A 17,706-nucleotide genomic window follows, 5' to 3' on the forward strand; every position below is an offset into this window, starting at 1 on the left:
TCTTCTAAATCTCGATAACTCAAAGCATAACGGCAATACCACCGTACATTTAACAGAATGATCTCTGGCAAAAAATGCCGCCACTTGAACGGAGCTTTCGGATCAACCACCGGGCGTTAATTTTTCTCTCGGTAGACGCTAATTCTATCACTTCTTGCAACAGAACCAGGCTGAGCATCTGATCACAAGATTGACACTATCCAACTGGCGGGCCGTATTTTGCTGTTTCCCAAATAACCTGTGTTAGCTCAGAATCATCAAGTTCCCAAACATCTGACTGAACCAAGCGGATCAACACCGCCCCTGCTCTTTCCCAAGCCCAGCGCTTTGAATCTGCTGGGTGATTCGCGCTCTCATCAATCTCAAGGGTACCTGTATCGTATTGACCCAGCAATTTAACGCCCTGAAGAATGCAACTTGCCTCATGCTCCAGAATTCCATATTCTCCTGGAGAGTAATTGTCTCTGAAAGCTACTCGGCAGGAAAAGCCTTGTTCTGCTGGTCGGAAGCAGCCACCACAGATCGCAACGAATTCTCCCCCTGACTGGCGGACAAAGCTTACAAAGGCGCGGGACATGCGCGAGCGATCGCTACGATGAGCCATCTGAGAAGTAAAAGAACTGTAATTATCTGGATTAAAAAGTAGTGTTGCCGGGACATCCCCATCTTCAACCCAGGCTTTCCCATATGGAATTTTAACTTCTCTTCTTGCCATACACTGCTTTCCATAAAAGCCTAACGTCGTAGTTGAGCGGCGGTAGACAACCTTGCACCTTGCATCAGCAACTCTTGTCTGTCCACTGCCACGCAGTGTTAGGCATCAATTTTTTCGCCTCGCTTTTTTCGCCATCTATATTTGCTCTGATATTCACGGCGCTGTTTCGTGACTTCGTGCAAAACTATTCCTGAGGTTGTGCCCAAATTCAAACTCTCGATCATGCCAAACATAGGGATGCTCACGCACATTTCACTGTGCTGTATGGCTAGATCACTTACGCCCCTAGCCTCATTGCCGAACCACATAGCTAACTTGGTATAGATGGTGTAGTCAGCCTCATCTAGGACGACATTTTTCATCCCCTTTATGTGTGGCGATGTGACGATAGAAACGAATCGGTTTTTCTCTAAGTGCTCAAGGCAGGCTTCGGTGCTATCAAACCTTTTGACGAAGCTCCATTTGATCGCCGATACAGAAATCTTTGAAAGTGATTTTTGCTCCCGCATTTCTTGCCAATCGTTAGGCAAGGCTCCCCTTGGGTCTACAACGTATACCTTTTCTACTCCTAAGGCATTTACATTTCTTATAACCGTACCGATATTCCTGATATCACTTGGATCTTCGATAACAGTGATTAAGTTCTTGCATCTATAAGGCTTTATCTCTTCCGCGCGTTGTCGGAGCGAACTCTTTTGCTTTTCTTCTTTTTCCATAGGTTTCCGGTTGTATTGCTTTGATGTCTAACGTTTGCGGTCAGCGGTTGCAATAACCTTGAACTCAGCACCAGCAGCTTCCTTCAATCCGTTGCACCGCAATTGTTATGGGGCGCTTCTCGCCTAAAGAAACCAAAATATAATCCTTACCTTGTCTGGATCGCCTAACTTTGTCAATTCTTCGATGAAATCTTCTAAACAAGTTTCGTAATCCAGGTTTACAAATTCCCGGCAACTACTTCTCCATGTCACCCACACAGTATCAGGTTGTTGCCTCTGGTAAATGGATGCCCCTGCTGGAAAGGTTTCCGGGAATGGACAATCCTCGTCGAAGAGAGAGGCATAATTTTTGTTGACACAGGCTCGATACGTTACATAATTATCGTCCCAGTCATAATCAATGATTTCCTTGACCAGCAACCAAGAGCGTGCCAATCCTGTACCATGCTTATCAAAATAAGTCTTGTAGAAGCCGTTCATGTCGTCAGGAAAATCTCGTGGTTTTACAATAGGCTCCACTACACCTATGACGCTTCCGTGATAGATACCTCCAAGCATTACAAATAATCGATATGGGGTACCGCGAAGCTCAACTGGATCGACAGGAACTTTTTTGCCCCTCGAATATTGAGTAGCAGCAGGTTCGGGTATAGGTTCCCATTCATTGTCCCTCCGAATCTCAGCGTAGATATGTATGTCTATTCCCATACCTTTAAGCTTGAAACTACTGTCCTCACCAAAAACTCAGCCGCATAACGTTCCGATTGAGCGGCAGCAGATCGACCACAGCGATCAACGAAAAGGCTCTCAACTGTCCGCTCCAACCGGGTTGTTCTGGTGCGACTTTAATCGAGGTCGAGCAACTTCGTAACGGAGGCAGTATCCTCCCAAGGTGGGGTAATACTCGCTGAATAACTGATCCAGCGTGACTTTCTGACTTGACTTCCGATACGTGTCCATCGCTTCGTTAAACCGATAATAGTAAACCCGACCATCGATCGCAATGCTGAATAAATAATCCAAAATCTGCTCAATCCGCTCTCTACTCTGTGTATCATCGGAAAAGTAATAAAGCAAATTACAGACTACTGTTCCGTTCTTCTCATGCAAATAAACGTCAACATCCCATCCATACGCAGGACGAGTCCATAAGTCATAAACCTTTTTCTGAACGCTCTTTGGCTCAAGGTTGGACTTCAATTCAAAGATGAAATATGCCGTCAACGCCTATCTCCATCAACTAATAATTGAATTATCAATGTCCTCACCAGCAACTTAAGCAGCAGAACTATTATTAGACTGAATTATTCTGTCGATCCACCTAGTACTGGAGGATCGGCAGATTTTTTCTGCTGATCATTCCAAATCAGCTGGATCGACGGAGTTTTTCTGCATAATAGGCTTTTTTAGGCGGATCGGCAGATTTTTTCCGTATATCTTCACATGCAGTACTGATGAGCCCGTGAGTATCATTTTTTACAATTTATATCCTCCCTACTCCCCACTCTTATGCAGCAACCTCCAAAGAAGCTGTTGGATCAACTGCGAGATGCTATCCGGCTGAAACACTATTCTTACCGGACTGAAGAAACTTACGTGCAATGGGTTCGCCGTTACATTCTGTTCCACCAGAAGTGGCATCCCAAAGAGATGGGTTGTGCTGAAATTGAAGCATTCTTGACTCACCTTGCGGTGCGAGAACAGGTTGCAGCTTCAACTCAAAACCAAGCACTGAACGCACTGCTGTTTCTGTACAGGGAAGTGCTCAAGTTGGAAGTCGATCAGGTCAATGCGATTCGAGCCAAGCCTTCCCGTTACAGCCTTTTTCAGGCAGGTGAGGTACAAGTTAGAGTAACAAAATGCCATTTCTGAGCTAACTGTTATGAAACCTTACTCGCTCGACCTGCGCCAGAAGATTGTCCAGCGATACCAGGAGGGCAACATCTCTCAACGAGAACTCGCTCGTCAATTTCGAGTGGCAACGAGTTTTGTTGAAACCCTGCTCAAACGCTATCGAGAAACCGGAAGTGTTCAGCCCAAAGTCCGGGTGCAGCAAACGCCGGCAAAGCTGAATGCGGAGCAATTGAGCGTGCTGGAGCAATTGGTCGAGGCGCAAAATGATGCCACTCTCAAGGAATTGCGAGATCGCCTGGAAGAGAAGACGGGAGTGCGACTGGGTTGCACGACGATTCATCGGATGTTGGTCAAACTGAACTTGAGCGTCAAAAAAAACGTTTCATGCTAGCGAAAAAGAAACCGAGCGAGTGCAACAGCAACGGGTCGAGTTTTGGCAGTTGGTGCGAGGCATCCTGGCAAAGAACCTCATCTTCATCGATGAGGCAGGAGTGAATCTGGCGATGGTACGCCTGACAGCACGGTCTGCGAAAGGGCAGCGAGCAGTGGGGAAACGTCCGCAAAAGCGGGGCAAAAATGTCTCGATGGTCGGGGCAATCGGGTTATCGAAGGTGATTGCTCAAATGCCGATGCTCGGTGCAGTGGATGGACTGTTATTTGAAGCCTTCATTGCACAAAAACTAGTACCGAAGCTGTGGAAGGGAGCTTGTGTGGTTCTGGATAACTGCTCGATTCACAAGGGTGACCCTGTGGTTAGACTTATTCAAAAAGCAGGCGCAATGGTTATCTTTTTACCACCTTATTCTCCTGAGTTCTCTCCGATTGAGAATTGTTGGTCAAAGATCAAAACGCTGTTGCGCTCTATGAGTGCAAGAACTTATCCAGAATTAGTCAAAGCAATTGAGCAGGCTTTCACCCAAGTTTCACCCAAAGATTTGCAAGGCTGGTTCACTCATTGCTGTTACTGTACCTAAGCTGACTGAAAAAGGCTGTATTTGCTGACTGTACTCACTAAAGAAGAAGCATTGAGCGTTATCCAAAATATCGATGGTGTCCCTCAGCTCGTTGTTAAGTTACTTTATGGGTGCGGGTTACGGTTGACTGAAGGATTGCGATTGCGGGTTAAAGACATCGACTTCGCTCAGCAACAAATTCTTGTCAGAGATGGAAAGGGGAGTAAAAGTCGTGTCACGATGTTGCCTGCAAGCGTAACCGATGAATTGCATGACCATTTGGTGGGCGTGAGGCGGCGACATCAACAGGATTTAGGACGAGGATTTGGGGCAGTTCATCTTCCATTTGCGCTGGAGCGGAAGTACCCGAATGCGAATCGAGAGTGGATATGGCAATTCGTGTTTCCTTCAAGTCAGATTGCTAAAGCCCCCCGGAGTGACTTGATGTGTCGTCATCATATGCATGAGAGTAGTGTCCAAAAAGCTGTGAAGCAGGCAGTTCGAGTTGCAAAGATATCCAAGCGGGTTGGGTGTCATACATTTCGCCACAGTTTTGCGACTCATCTTCTACAAAGTGGTTATGACATTCGAACAATTCAAGAATTGCTGGGACACAAGGACGTGAAAACAACGATGATCTATACGCACGTCCTAAATCGAGGGGGGCAAGGAGTGAGAAGTCCACTGGACTTGTGAGGAGTCATTCAGGCTCAGCAATTGCAGAGCCTACTCATGTAAGAGTCTTGTCTCAAAACTCGTCAAGCTGAGCCATTGTGAGACATATAAAATTGAGCGGAAACGCCTTCCAGCTTTGTTTTCCAAAGTTATAGACTATTTCCATGCCGCTAGTAAAACAAAGGAGGAGATACTGTTGGCGAAGCTCGATGGGGATCACATTGGTTATCCTAAAGAGCAATTTCCTTAGTCTTGCGAGGTGAATTGCCATGTCCCTTGCGTTTGAGCCAATTCCTCCAGTTCCTCAAGAAACCGTGCGGGTTGCGAAAGCTGCCTTTCGGAAAGGCAACCCATATCTGACCTTGAGAGATGAACTCGGACCCATTTTTGCGGATGCAGACTTTGCCAACCTGTTTTCTACGACGGGTCAGCCTGCTGTCCCACCGTGGCGGCTAGCACTGATCACAGTCATGCAATTTCGAGAGAACCTCTCTGACCGCCAAGCGGCTGACGCAGTCCGCTCTCGGATTGATTGGAAATATTTACTAGGACTGGAGTTAACCGATTCAGGATTCGACTTCAGTGTGCTGAGTGAATTTCGGCAGCGTTTACTTGAGGGAAAAGTAGAGCATTTATTATTGGACCGGCTCTTGGAACACTGCCGCGTTTTGGGCTTGGTGAAAGCTCGAGGGAAACAGCGTACTGATTCAACTCGCGTTTTAGCTTCGATTCGGGAGTTGAATCGCTTAGAGCTCGTTGCAGAAACGTTTCGAGCCGTTCTGAATGAACTCGCAACACTTGTTCCTGAATGGTTACAAGAAATTGCTTTAGAGCCTTGGTACAAGCGCTATGGTAGTCGAATTGAACAAATTCGATTACCTCGAAGCAACACGGAGAGGGAGAGTTATGCACAAACGGTAGGAGACGATATTTACCATCTTTTAGAACACCTAGAAACATCCAATTTGCCGATTGAATGGCAACAACTCTCAAGCATTATTGCACTGCAACTCGTTTGGCAACGACATTATGAAGTACTCATCGATGATAAGACGGGATTTAAGCAGGTGCGCTTTAAGCCAAAGCGAGAATTAGCGAAGGCAACTGAGGGCATTGAATCTCCCTATGACACCGAGGCTCGCTATCGCAGTCGCTGTGGAGTGAGCTGGATTGGGTACATGGTGCATTGGAGCGAGACCTGTGAGGATGACGATTGCCATTTGATCACCCATATGATGACTACTCCTGCCACTGTGCATGAAGCTAACTGTACTCAAGAGATTCACCAAGCATTGATTGATAAAGAATTGCCGCCCAGCGAGCACTATGTCGATTCAGCTTATGTTGATGCTCATCTGCTTGTAGAGGCTCAAGCACAAGGCATTACGATTGTGGGACCGACTCGTCCTAACGTCACTTGGCAAACCAAAACCGTAGATGCCTTTGACTTTACGCAGTTTACGGTGGACTGGGAACAGCAGCATGTCACTTGTCCGCAAGGGAAGCAGTCCATTTCCTGGTCCCCTTTGATAGGGCAGGATGGGCATCCTGTTTTCAAAGCCAGGTTTTCTACGTTGGACTGTGGTCCTTGTGCTGCTCGCTCTCAATGTACTCGAGCAAAACTGCCTGCTGCACGCAGTGTACTGCTGATGCCACAAGCACAGTATGAAGCGCTTAAGAACGCCCGAGCGACTCAGGTCAGTGCTGAGGGAAAGCAACGCTATCAGCGTCGGGCTGGGATTGAAGGAACGCTCTCTCAAGGAGTTCGAGCGTTTGGATTAAGGCAAACTCGATATCGAGGACTAACCAAGACCCATTTGCAAAATACTGCGATCGCTGCTGCAATGAACTTTGAGCGCTTGATCAACTGGTTGACGGGTGTGCCAAGAGCAAAAACTCGAGTTTCTCGTTTGGCGGCTCTAGTGCCGGATTAAGGGAGGTGTGATCCTCATCGAGGTTCGCCAACAGTATCGGAGGATTTGTTTTACACTCCAGAGTTTGTAGGAGACAGTTTAATTTTCACTTACCGATCGTAGGAAACGTTCAACTGTCCCATTTTCAGTAACTCGATGATCAAACACCAGAAACGTCGACAGAGTTGGGCTTGCCTACCTTACCATTAACCAATTTTTGCGACATAACCGAATAAAGTACCCGTGTGTGTACTGGAATTATTGATTCAAGATTGTGACGATTCAATTATTCACAGATATTTCTATTGTCTCGCGGGGAAATTACTATGCTGCCGCTGACTGACTCTGGCTCCCGTTGCTATCAGGTTGTGGCGATCGAGATAACAATATATTTCAACAAGTATGGCGATCATAACCACAATGGTTTGATGTTTACGCTGAAGCAGAATTTACCCATCCTGAAATATATTAAGCAATTAATGCAAGGTCCGGTTGCAGAGGCTCAACTCATCGCAGAAGCTCGCGCCCGTGCTCAGCAGCTTGGCATCGAACTGCCCCAAACACCCGAAGAAGCAAAACAGCCTCATCCGCTGGTGCGTCCACTGGTGCTGAGAGCCTGTAAAGGTGACGTTGTCGAGGTGCAGCTAGAGAACGAAATTCGCGATCGCTCGATCGGATTGCATCTGGTCGGAGACGGCTACGACATTCAAACCAGCGATGGCGCACAGGTGGGGCGAAATGCTTCCAGTCTGGTTGCCACAGGCGAAACCCGCAAATACATCTGGCACTGCAAACACGAAGGTGTATTTCCCTTTCACGACGCCGGGAATTTCTCTGGTAATCAAGACGGTACGAATGCCCATGGTTTGTTTGGGGCGCTGATTGTCGAACCTGAGAACGCTTGGTGGAGCGATCCAGAAGTGGGCATGGACGGTCTTTTAGAAGACGGGCTGTATGCAGATGTGCATTTGCGATCGCGAGCAGAGCTGGCGCAATCCCCAAAGAAATCCTTTCCCAAGACAGGCGATCGCTTTTCTCAGCCCTCGAAATATGCCGATGACAACGCTTCTTTCCGCGAGTATGTCATCTTCTTTCACGACGAGCCAGAGTTTGTGCCGCCGCATGGCAAGCTGGAAAAGAATCCCTGCCAATCTGATGATCATGGCGGGAATGGACAGGTCGGACATGGCGGGCACGGTGTCGATGCTCATTCTGGATCGCTGATGCCAATTAGCTACCGCGCAGAGCCGATGATCAGCCGGGAGCGCATTATCTGGCAGAAACGCCGTGAGGGAACGCTGAATGCCCCCGTTCTGAACGAAGAGCAGCACCACAGCTCATGGATGTTTGGCGATCCTGCAACTCCCATTCTGCGGGCATATCTCGGTGATCCGGTGCGAATTCGGCTGGTTCATGCGGGCGTGAAAGAAACCCATGTGTTTCACCTGCACTTGTATGCGTGGCACGTGGTTCCCCACAATCCGCAAACGCCCCTAATCGATGCAATCAGCATCAGCCCGCAAACTGGACACACGATCGTTCCGCTATGGGGCGCAGGCAATCGTCAGGGCGTTCCCGGCGATGTGATCTGGCATTGCCATCTGTATCCGCACTTCCACATGGGAATGTGGGGCATCTTTCGTACCTTTGATACCCGTCAGGACGGCATGGACGGAGACTGTTTAACCGACGAGGATGGTCGCTATCAGGGTCGCCGCATTGGACGCTATCCCGACGGCATACCGATCGCGAAATTAGCCGTTTTACCCGATCGCGAACCGCCGCCCACGCCGACCCCCGATCGCCCTGGTTTCCCTTTGTTTATCCCAGGAACTGTCGGTCAGAAGTCACCCAGACCGCCTTATCCGGGAGACTTTGCAACGATGCCAGCCGAGCTTGACTATGAGGAAGCCACTGTTCTGGAGCGCAATGCGTTTAATGCCGATCCGCGTCCCGGTGAACTGTTTGGTCGCTTTCCCTATCCGCGTGAACTGCCGCAGCCGAATCATGAAATTGGCGTCGTCAAGCGACGGATTGACTACAACGACGACGGTTGGTATGACCCGGATGGGCATTTGTATTACCTGAAAGCCGAGGGCGATCCGGATGAGCGCGATCGAGCGAAAGAACCGCTGTTTTTCCGCTGTCGCCAGCAGGATGTGCTGGAACTAACGCTGCACAATCAACTGCCCGATTGCATCGAGGAAACTCCATTCGATCCGGCATTTCCCCCTTGTGACAAACTGCCGTGGGAAGGAGAATGCGGGCTGCACGTGCATATGGTGAAGTTTGACCCAATTTGTGCTGATGGCGCCAGCACGGGCTGGAACTATCTGAGCGCACCTCGCCTGGGTAAAAAAATGGTGTATCGCTGGTGGGCAGACGAGGAGTTTGGCACAATCTTCTTTCACGATCATCTGTTTGCTAACTATCGCCAAAAACACGGTTTATTCGGGGCATTAATCGTCGAACCCGAAGGCGCAACCTTCCACAACCCATTTGATTCCAGCCAGCCAATCCTGAGTGGACAACAGGCGGTGATTAAACTGCCACAACCGATCGACGGCGTGCAGGAATTCCGTGAATTTTGCATCAGCGTCGCTGATTGGATTCCCATGTTCGATCGCAAGGGACAACCGATCGAGCCACCCGACCAACCGGGCAGCCACGATGACAATGGCGTGATGGCAGTTAACTATCGGTCGACTCCGCTGCGAGAGCGTCAGGATGAGCCTGCCTACTGGTTCCATTCCCTGAAGGTAAAAGAACCCGATACGTCCATTTTCCATACTCTGCCCAACGAGCCAATCTGGATTCGATTAGTGCAGGGGTCACACGAAGAACAGCACAGCTTCCAGGTTCACGGAATGCGCTGGCGACGTTTCCGTAACGATTCGCGATCGCTGCTGGTCAATCAGCAAACGCTGGGCATCTCAGAAGCCTTTACCTTCAAGGTGCAGGAGTCCTATGGCGCAGGCGACTATCTGTGGAAATTTGCCGGGGCCGATGATCTCTGGGTTGGCTGCTGGGGATTGATTCGCAGTTATGATCCAGCGCAACTCGATGAAGTGGGACAAAAACTCACTCCTATCGCTCCGATCACGGATCCCCCGCTGCCCACACCGCCAGAACCTCGGCTGCGACGCCGCTTCAAGGTCGTTGCCGAAGCCCGATCGCTAACCTATCGTGATTCCAATCTGGTTGATCCGTTCGGTCTGATCTATCGTCTCGATGCGATTGCCACCCCCGGAGCAACCGAATGGCAACCGGTCTCTGCCTCTGCTCAACCCGAACCACTCGTCCTACGCTGTCGTGCCGGGGAATGGGTCGAAATCGAGCTGCATAATCGCTTGCCAGCCAGTTTAAGGCCTGAGCCTTTTTCGCCCGGTGTGCTCGCAGATGTGGACGATCGCCGCGTTTCCAATCAGGTTTCCCTGCATGCGGATCTACTTCGCTACGATGTGCAGCAGCACGATGGCGCAAACGTGGGCAAGAATCCGATTCAAAGCATATCACCGGGTCAACGCTACACGTATCTCTGGTATGCGGATCAGGTCGGCGCCGTCTTGCTGCAAGATATGGCAGATGTGCGAAATCACCGCCGTCATGGATTGATTGGCGCTCTGATTGTTGAGCCGCCCAGCGCAACTCCGCGCTTTGTGCCTCCGGGCAAACCAACTGCACCGCTGTTTAGTCCTACCGCCTGGCATGGAGCGCGAGCAACGATTCGGGGACAGTATGGCGATCGCTACGAAGAGGTTGTGCTGTTGCTCCAGGATGGATTGCGGTTATTTGTGGATGGCGATCGCGATGCTCCCTTTCCCGATAAGCCAGAGGATTTCTCCCGTGCAGGCGATCCCGATGTACTGGTGGACAACGCAGAAGACACAGAAGACCAGGGCAACAAAGGGTTTAATTATCGGGTTGAACCCCTGCTGGATGCCACGCGAGTCAATCTAGCAAATCCCGCTACGCCCGTTTGGATTGTGCCACGTCGCAGAGCCGTTCACTTCCATTTGATTTGTGCTGCCGATCGCCCCCGCAACCATAGCTTCACAATTCATGGGCATACCTGGCGCGAATGGCGTTACATGGGTGAAGGAAGCCCTCGCGTTGCATCAGAAGCAGCCCTTTCCTGTGGCACAGTTCGCACCTATGAGCTAGAAACCGCCAACCGAGCCGGAGACTATATGTATCGAAGCGGTGTGCTGAAGTGGGCAGTTGCTCAAGGGCTATGGGGCATTTTGCGAATTGCACGCACCCCTTACCTGCTATCGCTTTTCAATATCACGTTTCCGGATCACCAATGAACATTTTGTTCCTTCTTGAATTAAATCGGTAATCGGACTCTTACGCAGATTTAGCGATTCGGTTCTGGCAGTTAGCTCGAACTTGTCGCACCACGCGGTAAACCGTACCAGTTGTCCTTGATAGACACGCTGGGTATTCTCCGCCTTCCCCATCTGCCGCAGGAACTCCTCGATCTGCTAATGGCGTAAGTCGGGTGGTTCCAATCGCCGGAGTTCTTCCTTCTTGCCACCTTCAAGGGGGACGATCACGATTGGGAGAACAGGGTCAGTGGGGGAGTCATCCATAGTCGATCGTCCAGTTAGTTTGGTTTTAGATAGAGATAACATCACTTATCTCTACCTGATAATTCTAAGACAACTTTTCCTCCCCGTCTGCTCAAAGTTCCTCTAATCAAGCCTTTAAAAGGGTTCCGATAGGATACATGTAAAAACCTGCAAAATTGCCTTCAAATGTTCATTCCTCCGTAAGATTTTAGTGCTGGAATCACGAAAATCGAGAAAAGGTGAAATCAAGTTAAGGCAAAGCTTTCAGACGTATACTACAGAATTTTGCACGTATCCTCTTCCAATCCCTTTATCGCGCGACCGCAGCATGTTCGATAATCTCGGCAACGGCATCTGGATGAGAAACCATCACTACATGCGATGCACCACTCACAACAACCGTTTCCTTCGAGTTGGCGCGCTTCGCCATGAACGAAAGGGCTGCTGCCGGAATATTTAAGTCGCGATCGCCATAAATGAACCAGGACGGGATGGACTGCCAGGCAGGTGTACCCGAGGCTTCGTTAAGAGCAGCTTCTGTAATGGGTCGCTGGGTGCTAGCCATCAGCTGCGCGGCTGCGGCCGGCACATCTGCTGCAAACTGGGCGTGGAACTTGTCTTGCTGGATATAAAGATCTTTACCACCATCCGGTGTGGCAACCGGTGGTGCCAGTGTTGGCCCGAGCGTGCCGCCGGAGTAACGCCCTGAGAGTTCGACGGCAGTCTCACCGGCATCCGGGGCGAAAGCCGCAACATAGACGAGCGCCTTCACATTCTCGTTGCCGACCACGTTAGTGATGACAGCACCTCCATAGGAGTGGCCGACTAGCACTGTGGGACCCTCAATGCTCTTGAGAACGCTAGCAACATAGTCCGCATCGCTTTTCACACCGCGTAGGGGATTGGCTACGGCAACCGTCGGGTAACCTTGCTCATGAAGTTGGGTTAAGACGCCATTCCAGCTAGACGACTCGGCGAATGCACCGTGAACGAGAACGATGGTGGGTTTGATGTGTTGTGCGCTTGTGGTGTTCATGACAGTTCCTAAAGAAGTGATTAGAGTGGTTCCTAAAAAGAGTCCGGCGATTAAAAGTAAGCGGATGCCGCTTCTAAGGGGGGGCACGTTCATGTTCGTTTTCTCACTATCGAAAGACGGCTTAGTGCCTATCTGTTGGTCCCATTGTTCAACGAGAACCCAATTCAGAACACTCAAGTTCTCTGCGTTAAGCACTGAGATAAGCTGAGATGAACTAGGTTCTCTTCAGTCAAAGTGTGATTGATGGAAACAGCAGCGAGCGTCCCACTCGCGACGGCTACGGCGATCTGTGAATAAGGACTAGACACATCGCCCACCGCATAGAGTCCAGGAATTGAGGTTTGCTTACTCTCATCCACTTGTACAATGCCGTCGCTGCCAAGGTTACAGCCTAACTTTGTGGCTAGATGGCTGTGCTGATAGGACGGAGGGCGCAGCAATATACCGCGACGGGGCAGCACCTCATTGTTTGTAAAGACGATCCCTGTCAGTTTGTCGTCTTGATATTCGAGCCGAGCAATTTTTTCTTCGCGTAGCTGAACCTCCCAATTTGCTAACTGCTGTCGTTGCTCATGGGTTAATTCGGCAGGACCATTTGAACAGAGCACTAAATCGCGGCTCCAGCCGGTTAGCATAAATGTCATTTCAAGTGCTACCTCTCCCTTGCCATAGATTGCTAAAGGTTGATCTCGCACTTCCCAACCATGGCAGTAAGGACAGTGGAAAATGCTGCTACCCCAAAGTTCTGCGAATCCATCAATTGCCGGAAGTGAATCTTTCATACCCGTGGCCAACAGCAGTTTGCGACCGACAAACTGATTGCCATGGCTCAGAGTCACTTGAAAGCGATCGCCCATTTTCTGAGCATCGACCACTTCACCCATCTGAATTTCAACCCCATCATAAGGACGTAATTGCTCTCGTCCAATTTGCAGCAGTTCCGCAGGTGAAATTCCATCTCTAGAAAAGAAACCATGGGCAGCATGAGCAACTTGATTGCGTGGCTTGCCAGCATCGCAAACCAAGACCCGTTTGCAGGCTCGTCCGAGCATCAGGGCAGCAGTCAAACCGGCTGGACCGCCACCGACGATGATGACATCAAAAACATTAGTCTGTAAGTTAACATTCATAGCTTGTTCTCCTGTTGTTGGCAGTGAGTTGGCAGTCAGAGAAAGTTGAGACCTGCCATTAAGTGGCGCAGATAAAGAAGGCGACTGGTCAAAAACTATTCGCCTTCTTCAAGCAGATTTGCCAGAAGAGGCACTCAGGCACTAACCCCGCTTCCAAAATCAGAACTCTAGGTGTCAAACCCACAATGTCTGCATAGGCGGCAGCGATCGCACAAGCACTGATCGGAATCGTCACTAGTAGACCCCCACCCAGCAGTAAAACACCTGCTAAGTTTAGTAGTACCAACGCAAAAGCAAAACCAAGGAAAGAGAACCAATTCTTGGAAATCAGCTTGCGGCTAAACTCCATTCCAACCCAAAAGTTCATCTTCTTTTCGAGTACTAAGGGGAGTGCAAAGATGTAAGCAGCTGCGAGGTAAATACCAGGAACGAGAAGCAGTAATAACCCAATACCAATCACTACGCTAGAAACGAGACTGACCAGGAGAAGCGGCAGGTAGTTATTGAAACCCCTGAAAAAATCACCAAACGTTGTAGCGCGATTTTTCAAAAGTTTAAATGCCACGATTAAAAATCCTGCATTTAAAGGAGCAGAAATGAAGAGGTTGATGAACCCCTCCAGAGTAACGAACTGGCTAACTTTGGCGCTCGCAACATTAATCAAGAAAAACACAAGTGTAAAGCCAGCAAACTCAACAGGATTTTTCTTGAATGTATTCCAGCCGCTGCCAATATACTCGCCAATCTTAACTGTGTAGGCTTCTTGAAGTATGCCTTCAAGCCCCATCGATCTGTAATCTTTCACAATTGTTCTCTCCAAAATACTGTTTGCGTCGAGTTGAAAGTAAGAGGAAATTAAAACTTGCTATTGGATTAAGTTAGGCAATCGCAACCGCATAAACTAACGTAAAATCAACCGTCACGCCATGCTTGGCTGCGACACCATAACAACACGGTCTTTAGCCTGAGATGCCCCCCAGCATGGCAATCAATCCACTGGCAGCAACTACTGTGATCGCGCTCCATTTGATAGGTGGATTGCGATCGAGCCAATCCGTGAAGCTGGGTACGCTCAACTTGCCGAAGTCGCCCTCTACAACGTCGTAACCAGAGAGTGGGCCATATAGGTTGTCAGGTGCATCTGGTGATTTTGGCTCACCGGACAGTTGAGCAGTAAAGCCAACCTGAAGAAATAAGCGATCGACAATTGCCGGGGCAATGCGTTGCAGCATCTCTAATACTCGCCCCATATCACCTACAACAAAGTCGCGAGTAGGATGCTCAGCCACATATAAAATGGCATCGGCAACGGTGCTGGGTTTGTTGTAGGGCGGTAATCCAGCCGGCTCTACGCCCATCTTTGTCCGAATTTTATTGAAGATGGGTGTATTCGTGATAGCGGGCATCACATTCGTGACGCTGATCGGCTGTTTTTGGTGCTGCAATTCAATTCGCAGGGAGTCTAAAAAGCCTGCTATGCCATGCTTGGAAGCTGCATAGGGACTTTGCAAGGGAAACGGCACCCTCGCCGCTAACGAGGAAACATGAATGAGCGCGCCGCCGCCTTGTTTGAGGTGTGGTAAAGCCACCATTGCGCCATAGGCCTGTCCATTCAGGTTCACATCGAGAACTCTTCTAAATTCTTCCGGTGTGACTTGGTCAAACGGTGCAACAACGCTGGTTCCAGAGACATGTACCCAGGTATCAAGTCGTCCGTAAGTGGCAATGGCCTGATCGGCGATCGCTTTCACCTGTTCAAACTCGCTGACATCAGCAATGACGGCGATCGCGTCTCCACCTAGCTCTTTAATCTGATTCACCAACGTTGCCAACCCAGACTCGCTACGAGCAGCAACAACAACTTTTGCGCCTTTTTTAGCAAACCGCAGGGCTGTCTCCCTGCCAATTCCGCTAGAAGCGCCAACGATGGCGACTACTTGCTGATTGATCGGCTTTAATTTCATGGGTTCTACTCCTAAAATTGAATCTCTTTGAATACAGTCCCCAGTACTTGCAGCGAATCATTGCTGATGCTTACACCGGGGTTTATCCCTCTAAGAACGATGTCTCACCTCAACGTCCGGTGTCAGTCCTTGAGGAACGATAGAAGGTCGTTGTTGAGTTGTTCTTTGTGCGTATCGGTTAAACCGTGGGGTGCGCCGGGATAGATTTTCAGGGTGGAATGCTTCACCAGCTTGGCGGCAGCGATCGCAGCGGCTCCAATTGGTACAATCTGGTCATCATCACCGTGGAGGATGAGGGTGGGCACGTCGAACTTTTTCAGATCTTCAGTGAAATCGGTTTCAGAAAAGGCCTTGATGCTGTCGAAAGCGTTCTTGTGTCCTGCCTGCATGCCCTGGAGCCAGAACCAGTCGATCATGCCCTGGGAGACCTTGGCCCCAGGACGATTAAATCCAAAGAAGGGGCCGCTAGCCAGGTCGCGATAGAGCTGCGAGCGATCGACGATGGAGCCCGCCCGCAGACCGTCGAACACCTCGATGGGCAAGCCATCGGGATTGGCCTCTGTTTTCACCATGAGCGGGGGTACCGCTGAGATCAGCGCTGCTTTGGCAACTCGGCTGGTGCCATGGCGGCCAATGTAGCGGGCTACTTCGCCGCCGCCGGTCGAAAAGCCAATCAGCGTGGCATCGGTGAGGTCTAGCGTTTCAATCAGCGTCGCGAGGTCGTCAGCATAGGTATCCATCTCGTTGCCGTTCCAGGGCTGACTTGAGCGTCCATGGCCGCGACGATCATGAGCGATCGCCCGAAACCCGTGGTCTGCTAGAAACAGCATTTGAGCTTCCCAGCTATCAGAATTCAGAGGCCATCCGTGGCTAAAGACAACGGGTTTTCCTGTACCCCAATCTTTGTAGTAAATCTGTGTGCCATCTTGCGTCGTGATCGTGCTCATGGGATTTCTCCTAAATTGGTATGGGTTAGGTTCAAAGGAACGAAGGTGCTGACTCAACAGTTACCTTGTTGTTCTCGGTCTTTAAGCGATTTCAAAGGATCATTGACCCGACATCGGCTACGCTTCTGGCTGGTTCTGCCAATCGTGGTCGCGCAAATAAGATTCAAAGTCGGTCTGTGCAGAAAAATTACGCTTCAACTGGGTTAAATCTGCCCCGTAGCCAACGTTCTCAAACCAGCGATACATAATGGTCAGTTCCTCTCCAATTTGCTGCTCAAACGTCTCAAACGGGATTTGTTGGTATTGGACGGGTTTGCCTAAAACACGGCTGAACGCAGCAGCGACTTCCGGCATGGTCATGTCCACACTGGCAAGTTCAATTTCGCCCTTCATGAAGTCTGCGGGGTGATCGAATACATCAGCGACCATCTCCCCATAATCTTCTTCAGAAAGCTGCTGCAACTTCGTTTCAGGACTCAATGGCTGAAAGAGCGTTCCGGTCTCAACCATCGAGCGCAGCATGTTGTAGTTGTAGAAGAAGAAAACGGGCCGCAGGATTGTGTAAGGCAACTCGCTGGCTCGAATGTATTCTTCGACTTGAAACTTGCTGTCAAAATGCGGAACACCTGTGTTGCGTTCGGCGCTACCCACCGAACTGTAGACGAAATGCTGGATGTTCGCCGCTTTCGCTGCGTCTGCAACCGCTTTGCCCTGACGGATTTCGGTGTCTAAGCCATCTTGAAAGATCTGTAGTGAAAAAACACCGTAGGCACCTTGCAAAGCGCGATCGAGGGAATCGCGATCGTTGAGATCTCCGACCACGAGTTCTGCGCCTGCTTGTTGGAGGGCTTGAGCTGCAGGCTTGTTGGAGTCACGCACCAAGGCGCGAACCTTGAAATTGCCGCGTTGCAAAAGATGACGGGCGATCGCACTGCCCTGATTGCCTGTAGCGCCGGTGACTAAGATAAGCCGTTCTGTATGGGTTGACTGTGTCATAGCTGTTTCCTCACTGTCCTTTGTAGAAGGGGATAGGAAGAGAGCTTGGTGCCCTCTGTTGGTCCTATTGTTCAACGTGGGCCCAATTCAGAACACTCAAGTTCTCTGCGTTAAGCACTGAGATAAGCTGAGGCAGTGCTTCTATACCTAAAGGCAGATATTTGATCAAAGTTGCCCTGGAACACACGCTAAGTATCTGAAACTTGATACCCTCGCAGGGCAACCGCACTCCG

At 49.8% G+C, this 17,706-nt stretch carries 15 protein-coding genes and 2 pseudogenes; 5 read left to right on the top strand and 12 right to left on the bottom strand.

Annotated elements, in window-relative coordinates:
• From NDI45_RS25530 to NDI45_RS25550, 5 genes and pseudogenes are all read right to left on the bottom strand, one after another.
• A pseudogene (locus NDI45_RS25530) lies at positions 1-110 on the bottom strand (IS6 family transposase); the annotation flags it as partial.
• 86 nt (positions 111-196) lie between these two features.
• Positions 197-715: a hypothetical protein gene (locus NDI45_RS25535; RefSeq protein WP_348249378.1), complete on the bottom strand. Its 519-nt coding sequence runs from the start codon at positions 713-715 to the stop codon at positions 197-199.
• 98 nt (positions 716-813) lie between these two features.
• Positions 814-1,431, bottom strand: a complete 618-nt coding sequence (locus tag NDI45_RS25540) for an RNA methyltransferase (RefSeq protein WP_348249379.1) — start codon at positions 1,429-1,431, stop codon at positions 814-816.
• A gap of 123 nt (positions 1,432-1,554) precedes the next feature.
• Positions 1,555-2,139 (bottom strand): hypothetical protein, encoded by a 585-nt coding sequence (locus tag NDI45_RS25545; RefSeq protein ID WP_348249380.1) that lies wholly within the window; start codon positions 2,137-2,139, stop codon positions 1,555-1,557.
• A gap of 99 nt (positions 2,140-2,238) precedes the next feature.
• Complete coding sequence (locus NDI45_RS25550; protein ID WP_348249381.1) at positions 2,239-2,655, bottom strand: hypothetical protein; 417 nt, start codon at positions 2,653-2,655, stop codon at positions 2,239-2,241.
• A gap of 285 nt (positions 2,656-2,940) precedes the next feature.
• Between NDI45_RS25550 and NDI45_RS25555 the strand changes: the two are divergent.
• The 5 genes and pseudogenes from NDI45_RS25555 to NDI45_RS25575 all read left to right on the top strand — a co-directional run.
• A pseudogene (locus NDI45_RS25555) lies at positions 2,941-3,246 on the top strand (site-specific integrase); the annotation flags it as partial.
• Positions 3,247-3,313: 67 nt separating this feature from the next.
• A protein-coding gene (locus tag NDI45_RS25560) for an IS630 family transposase (RefSeq protein ID WP_348249382.1) occupies positions 3,314-4,259 on the top strand; the annotation gives its coding sequence in 2 pieces (ribosomal slippage) (positions 3,314-3,654 and positions 3,653-4,259; 948 coding nt in all).
• A 51-nt stretch (positions 4,260-4,310) separates the two neighbouring features.
• Entirely contained in the window at positions 4,311-4,934 is a 624-nt protein-coding gene (locus tag NDI45_RS25565; RefSeq protein ID WP_348249401.1) for an integron integrase, read from the top strand.
• 248 nt (positions 4,935-5,182) lie between these two features.
• Positions 5,183-6,847: an IS1182 family transposase gene (locus tag NDI45_RS25570; RefSeq protein WP_348249383.1), complete on the top strand. Its 1,665-nt coding sequence runs from the start codon at positions 5,183-5,185 to the stop codon at positions 6,845-6,847.
• Positions 6,848-7,152: 305 nt separating this feature from the next.
• Positions 7,153-11,136: a multicopper oxidase domain-containing protein gene (locus NDI45_RS25575; RefSeq protein ID WP_348249384.1), complete on the top strand. Its 3,984-nt coding sequence runs from the start codon at positions 7,153-7,155 to the stop codon at positions 11,134-11,136.
• A 177-nt stretch (positions 11,137-11,313) separates the two neighbouring features.
• On the opposite strand, the gene NDI45_RS25580 is transcribed toward NDI45_RS25575, so the two are convergent.
• The 7 genes from NDI45_RS25580 to NDI45_RS25610 all read right to left on the bottom strand — a co-directional run bounded on the left by NDI45_RS25580 (position 11,314) and on the right by NDI45_RS25610 (position 17,473).
• The gene (locus NDI45_RS25580) at positions 11,314-11,463 is read right to left on the bottom strand and encodes a hypothetical protein (RefSeq protein WP_348249385.1); all 150 of its coding nucleotides are present in this window, start codon (positions 11,461-11,463) and stop codon (positions 11,314-11,316) included.
• 247 nt (positions 11,464-11,710) lie between these two features.
• On the bottom strand, positions 11,711-12,436 hold the full coding sequence (locus NDI45_RS25585; RefSeq protein ID WP_348249386.1) for an alpha/beta hydrolase: 726 nt from the start codon (positions 12,434-12,436) through the stop codon (positions 11,711-11,713).
• A gap of 173 nt (positions 12,437-12,609) precedes the next feature.
• Positions 12,610-13,566 (bottom strand): NAD(P)/FAD-dependent oxidoreductase, encoded by a 957-nt coding sequence (locus NDI45_RS25590; RefSeq protein WP_348249387.1) that lies wholly within the window; start codon positions 13,564-13,566, stop codon positions 12,610-12,612.
• 88 nt (positions 13,567-13,654) lie between these two features.
• Positions 13,655-14,371, bottom strand: coding sequence for a hypothetical protein (locus NDI45_RS25595; protein ID WP_348249388.1), 717 nt, complete (start codon positions 14,369-14,371; stop codon positions 13,655-13,657).
• Positions 14,372-14,525: 154 nt separating this feature from the next.
• A complete protein-coding gene (locus NDI45_RS25600) occupies positions 14,526-15,530 on the bottom strand; it encodes an SDR family oxidoreductase (RefSeq protein WP_348249389.1) in 1,005 nt (334 codons plus the stop codon).
• 122 nt (positions 15,531-15,652) lie between these two features.
• Entirely contained in the window at positions 15,653-16,477 is an 825-nt protein-coding gene (locus NDI45_RS25605; protein ID WP_190793321.1) for an alpha/beta hydrolase, read from the bottom strand.
• A gap of 117 nt (positions 16,478-16,594) precedes the next feature.
• Positions 16,595-17,473, bottom strand: a complete 879-nt coding sequence (locus NDI45_RS25610) for an NmrA/HSCARG family protein (RefSeq protein WP_190793320.1) — start codon at positions 17,471-17,473, stop codon at positions 16,595-16,597.
• Positions 17,474-17,706 lie beyond the last annotated feature (233 nt).

It is taken from the genome of Leptolyngbya sp. GB1-A1, assembly GCF_039962475.1.
Classification (GTDB): Bacteria; Cyanobacteriota; Cyanobacteriia; order Elainellales; family Elainellaceae; genus Leptolyngbya_A.

Excerpts from the sequence above, each read along its gene's own strand:
- NDI45_RS25600 (WP_348249389.1), bottom strand. The coding sequence starts at position 15,530 with ATGAAATTAAAGCCGATCAATCAGCAAGTAGTCGCCATCGTTGGCGCT.
- NDI45_RS25585 (WP_348249386.1), bottom strand. The coding sequence starts at position 12,436 with ATGAACACCACAAGCGCACAACACATCAAACCCACCATCGTTCTCGTT.
- NDI45_RS25590 (WP_348249387.1), bottom strand. The coding sequence starts at position 13,566 with ATGAATGTTAACTTACAGACTAATGTTTTTGATGTCATCATCGTCGGT.
- NDI45_RS25580 (WP_348249385.1), bottom strand. The coding sequence starts at position 11,463 with ATGTTATCTCTATCTAAAACCAAACTAACTGGACGATCGACTATGGAT.
- NDI45_RS25570 (WP_348249383.1), top strand. The coding sequence starts at position 5,183 with ATGTCCCTTGCGTTTGAGCCAATTCCTCCAGTTCCTCAAGAAACCGTG.
- NDI45_RS25535 (WP_348249378.1), bottom strand. The coding sequence starts at position 715 with ATGGCAAGAAGAGAAGTTAAAATTCCATATGGGAAAGCCTGGGTTGAA.
- NDI45_RS25540 (WP_348249379.1), bottom strand. The coding sequence starts at position 1,431 with ATGGAAAAAGAAGAAAAGCAAAAGAGTTCGCTCCGACAACGCGCGGAA.
- NDI45_RS25575 (WP_348249384.1), top strand. The coding sequence starts at position 7,153 with ATGCTGCCGCTGACTGACTCTGGCTCCCGTTGCTATCAGGTTGTGGCG.
- NDI45_RS25545 (WP_348249380.1), bottom strand. The coding sequence starts at position 2,139 with ATGGGAATAGACATACATATCTACGCTGAGATTCGGAGGGACAATGAA.
- NDI45_RS25610 (WP_190793320.1), bottom strand. The coding sequence starts at position 17,473 with ATGACACAGTCAACCCATACAGAACGGCTTATCTTAGTCACCGGCGCT.
- NDI45_RS25605 (WP_190793321.1), bottom strand. The coding sequence starts at position 16,477 with ATGAGCACGATCACGACGCAAGATGGCACACAGATTTACTACAAAGAT.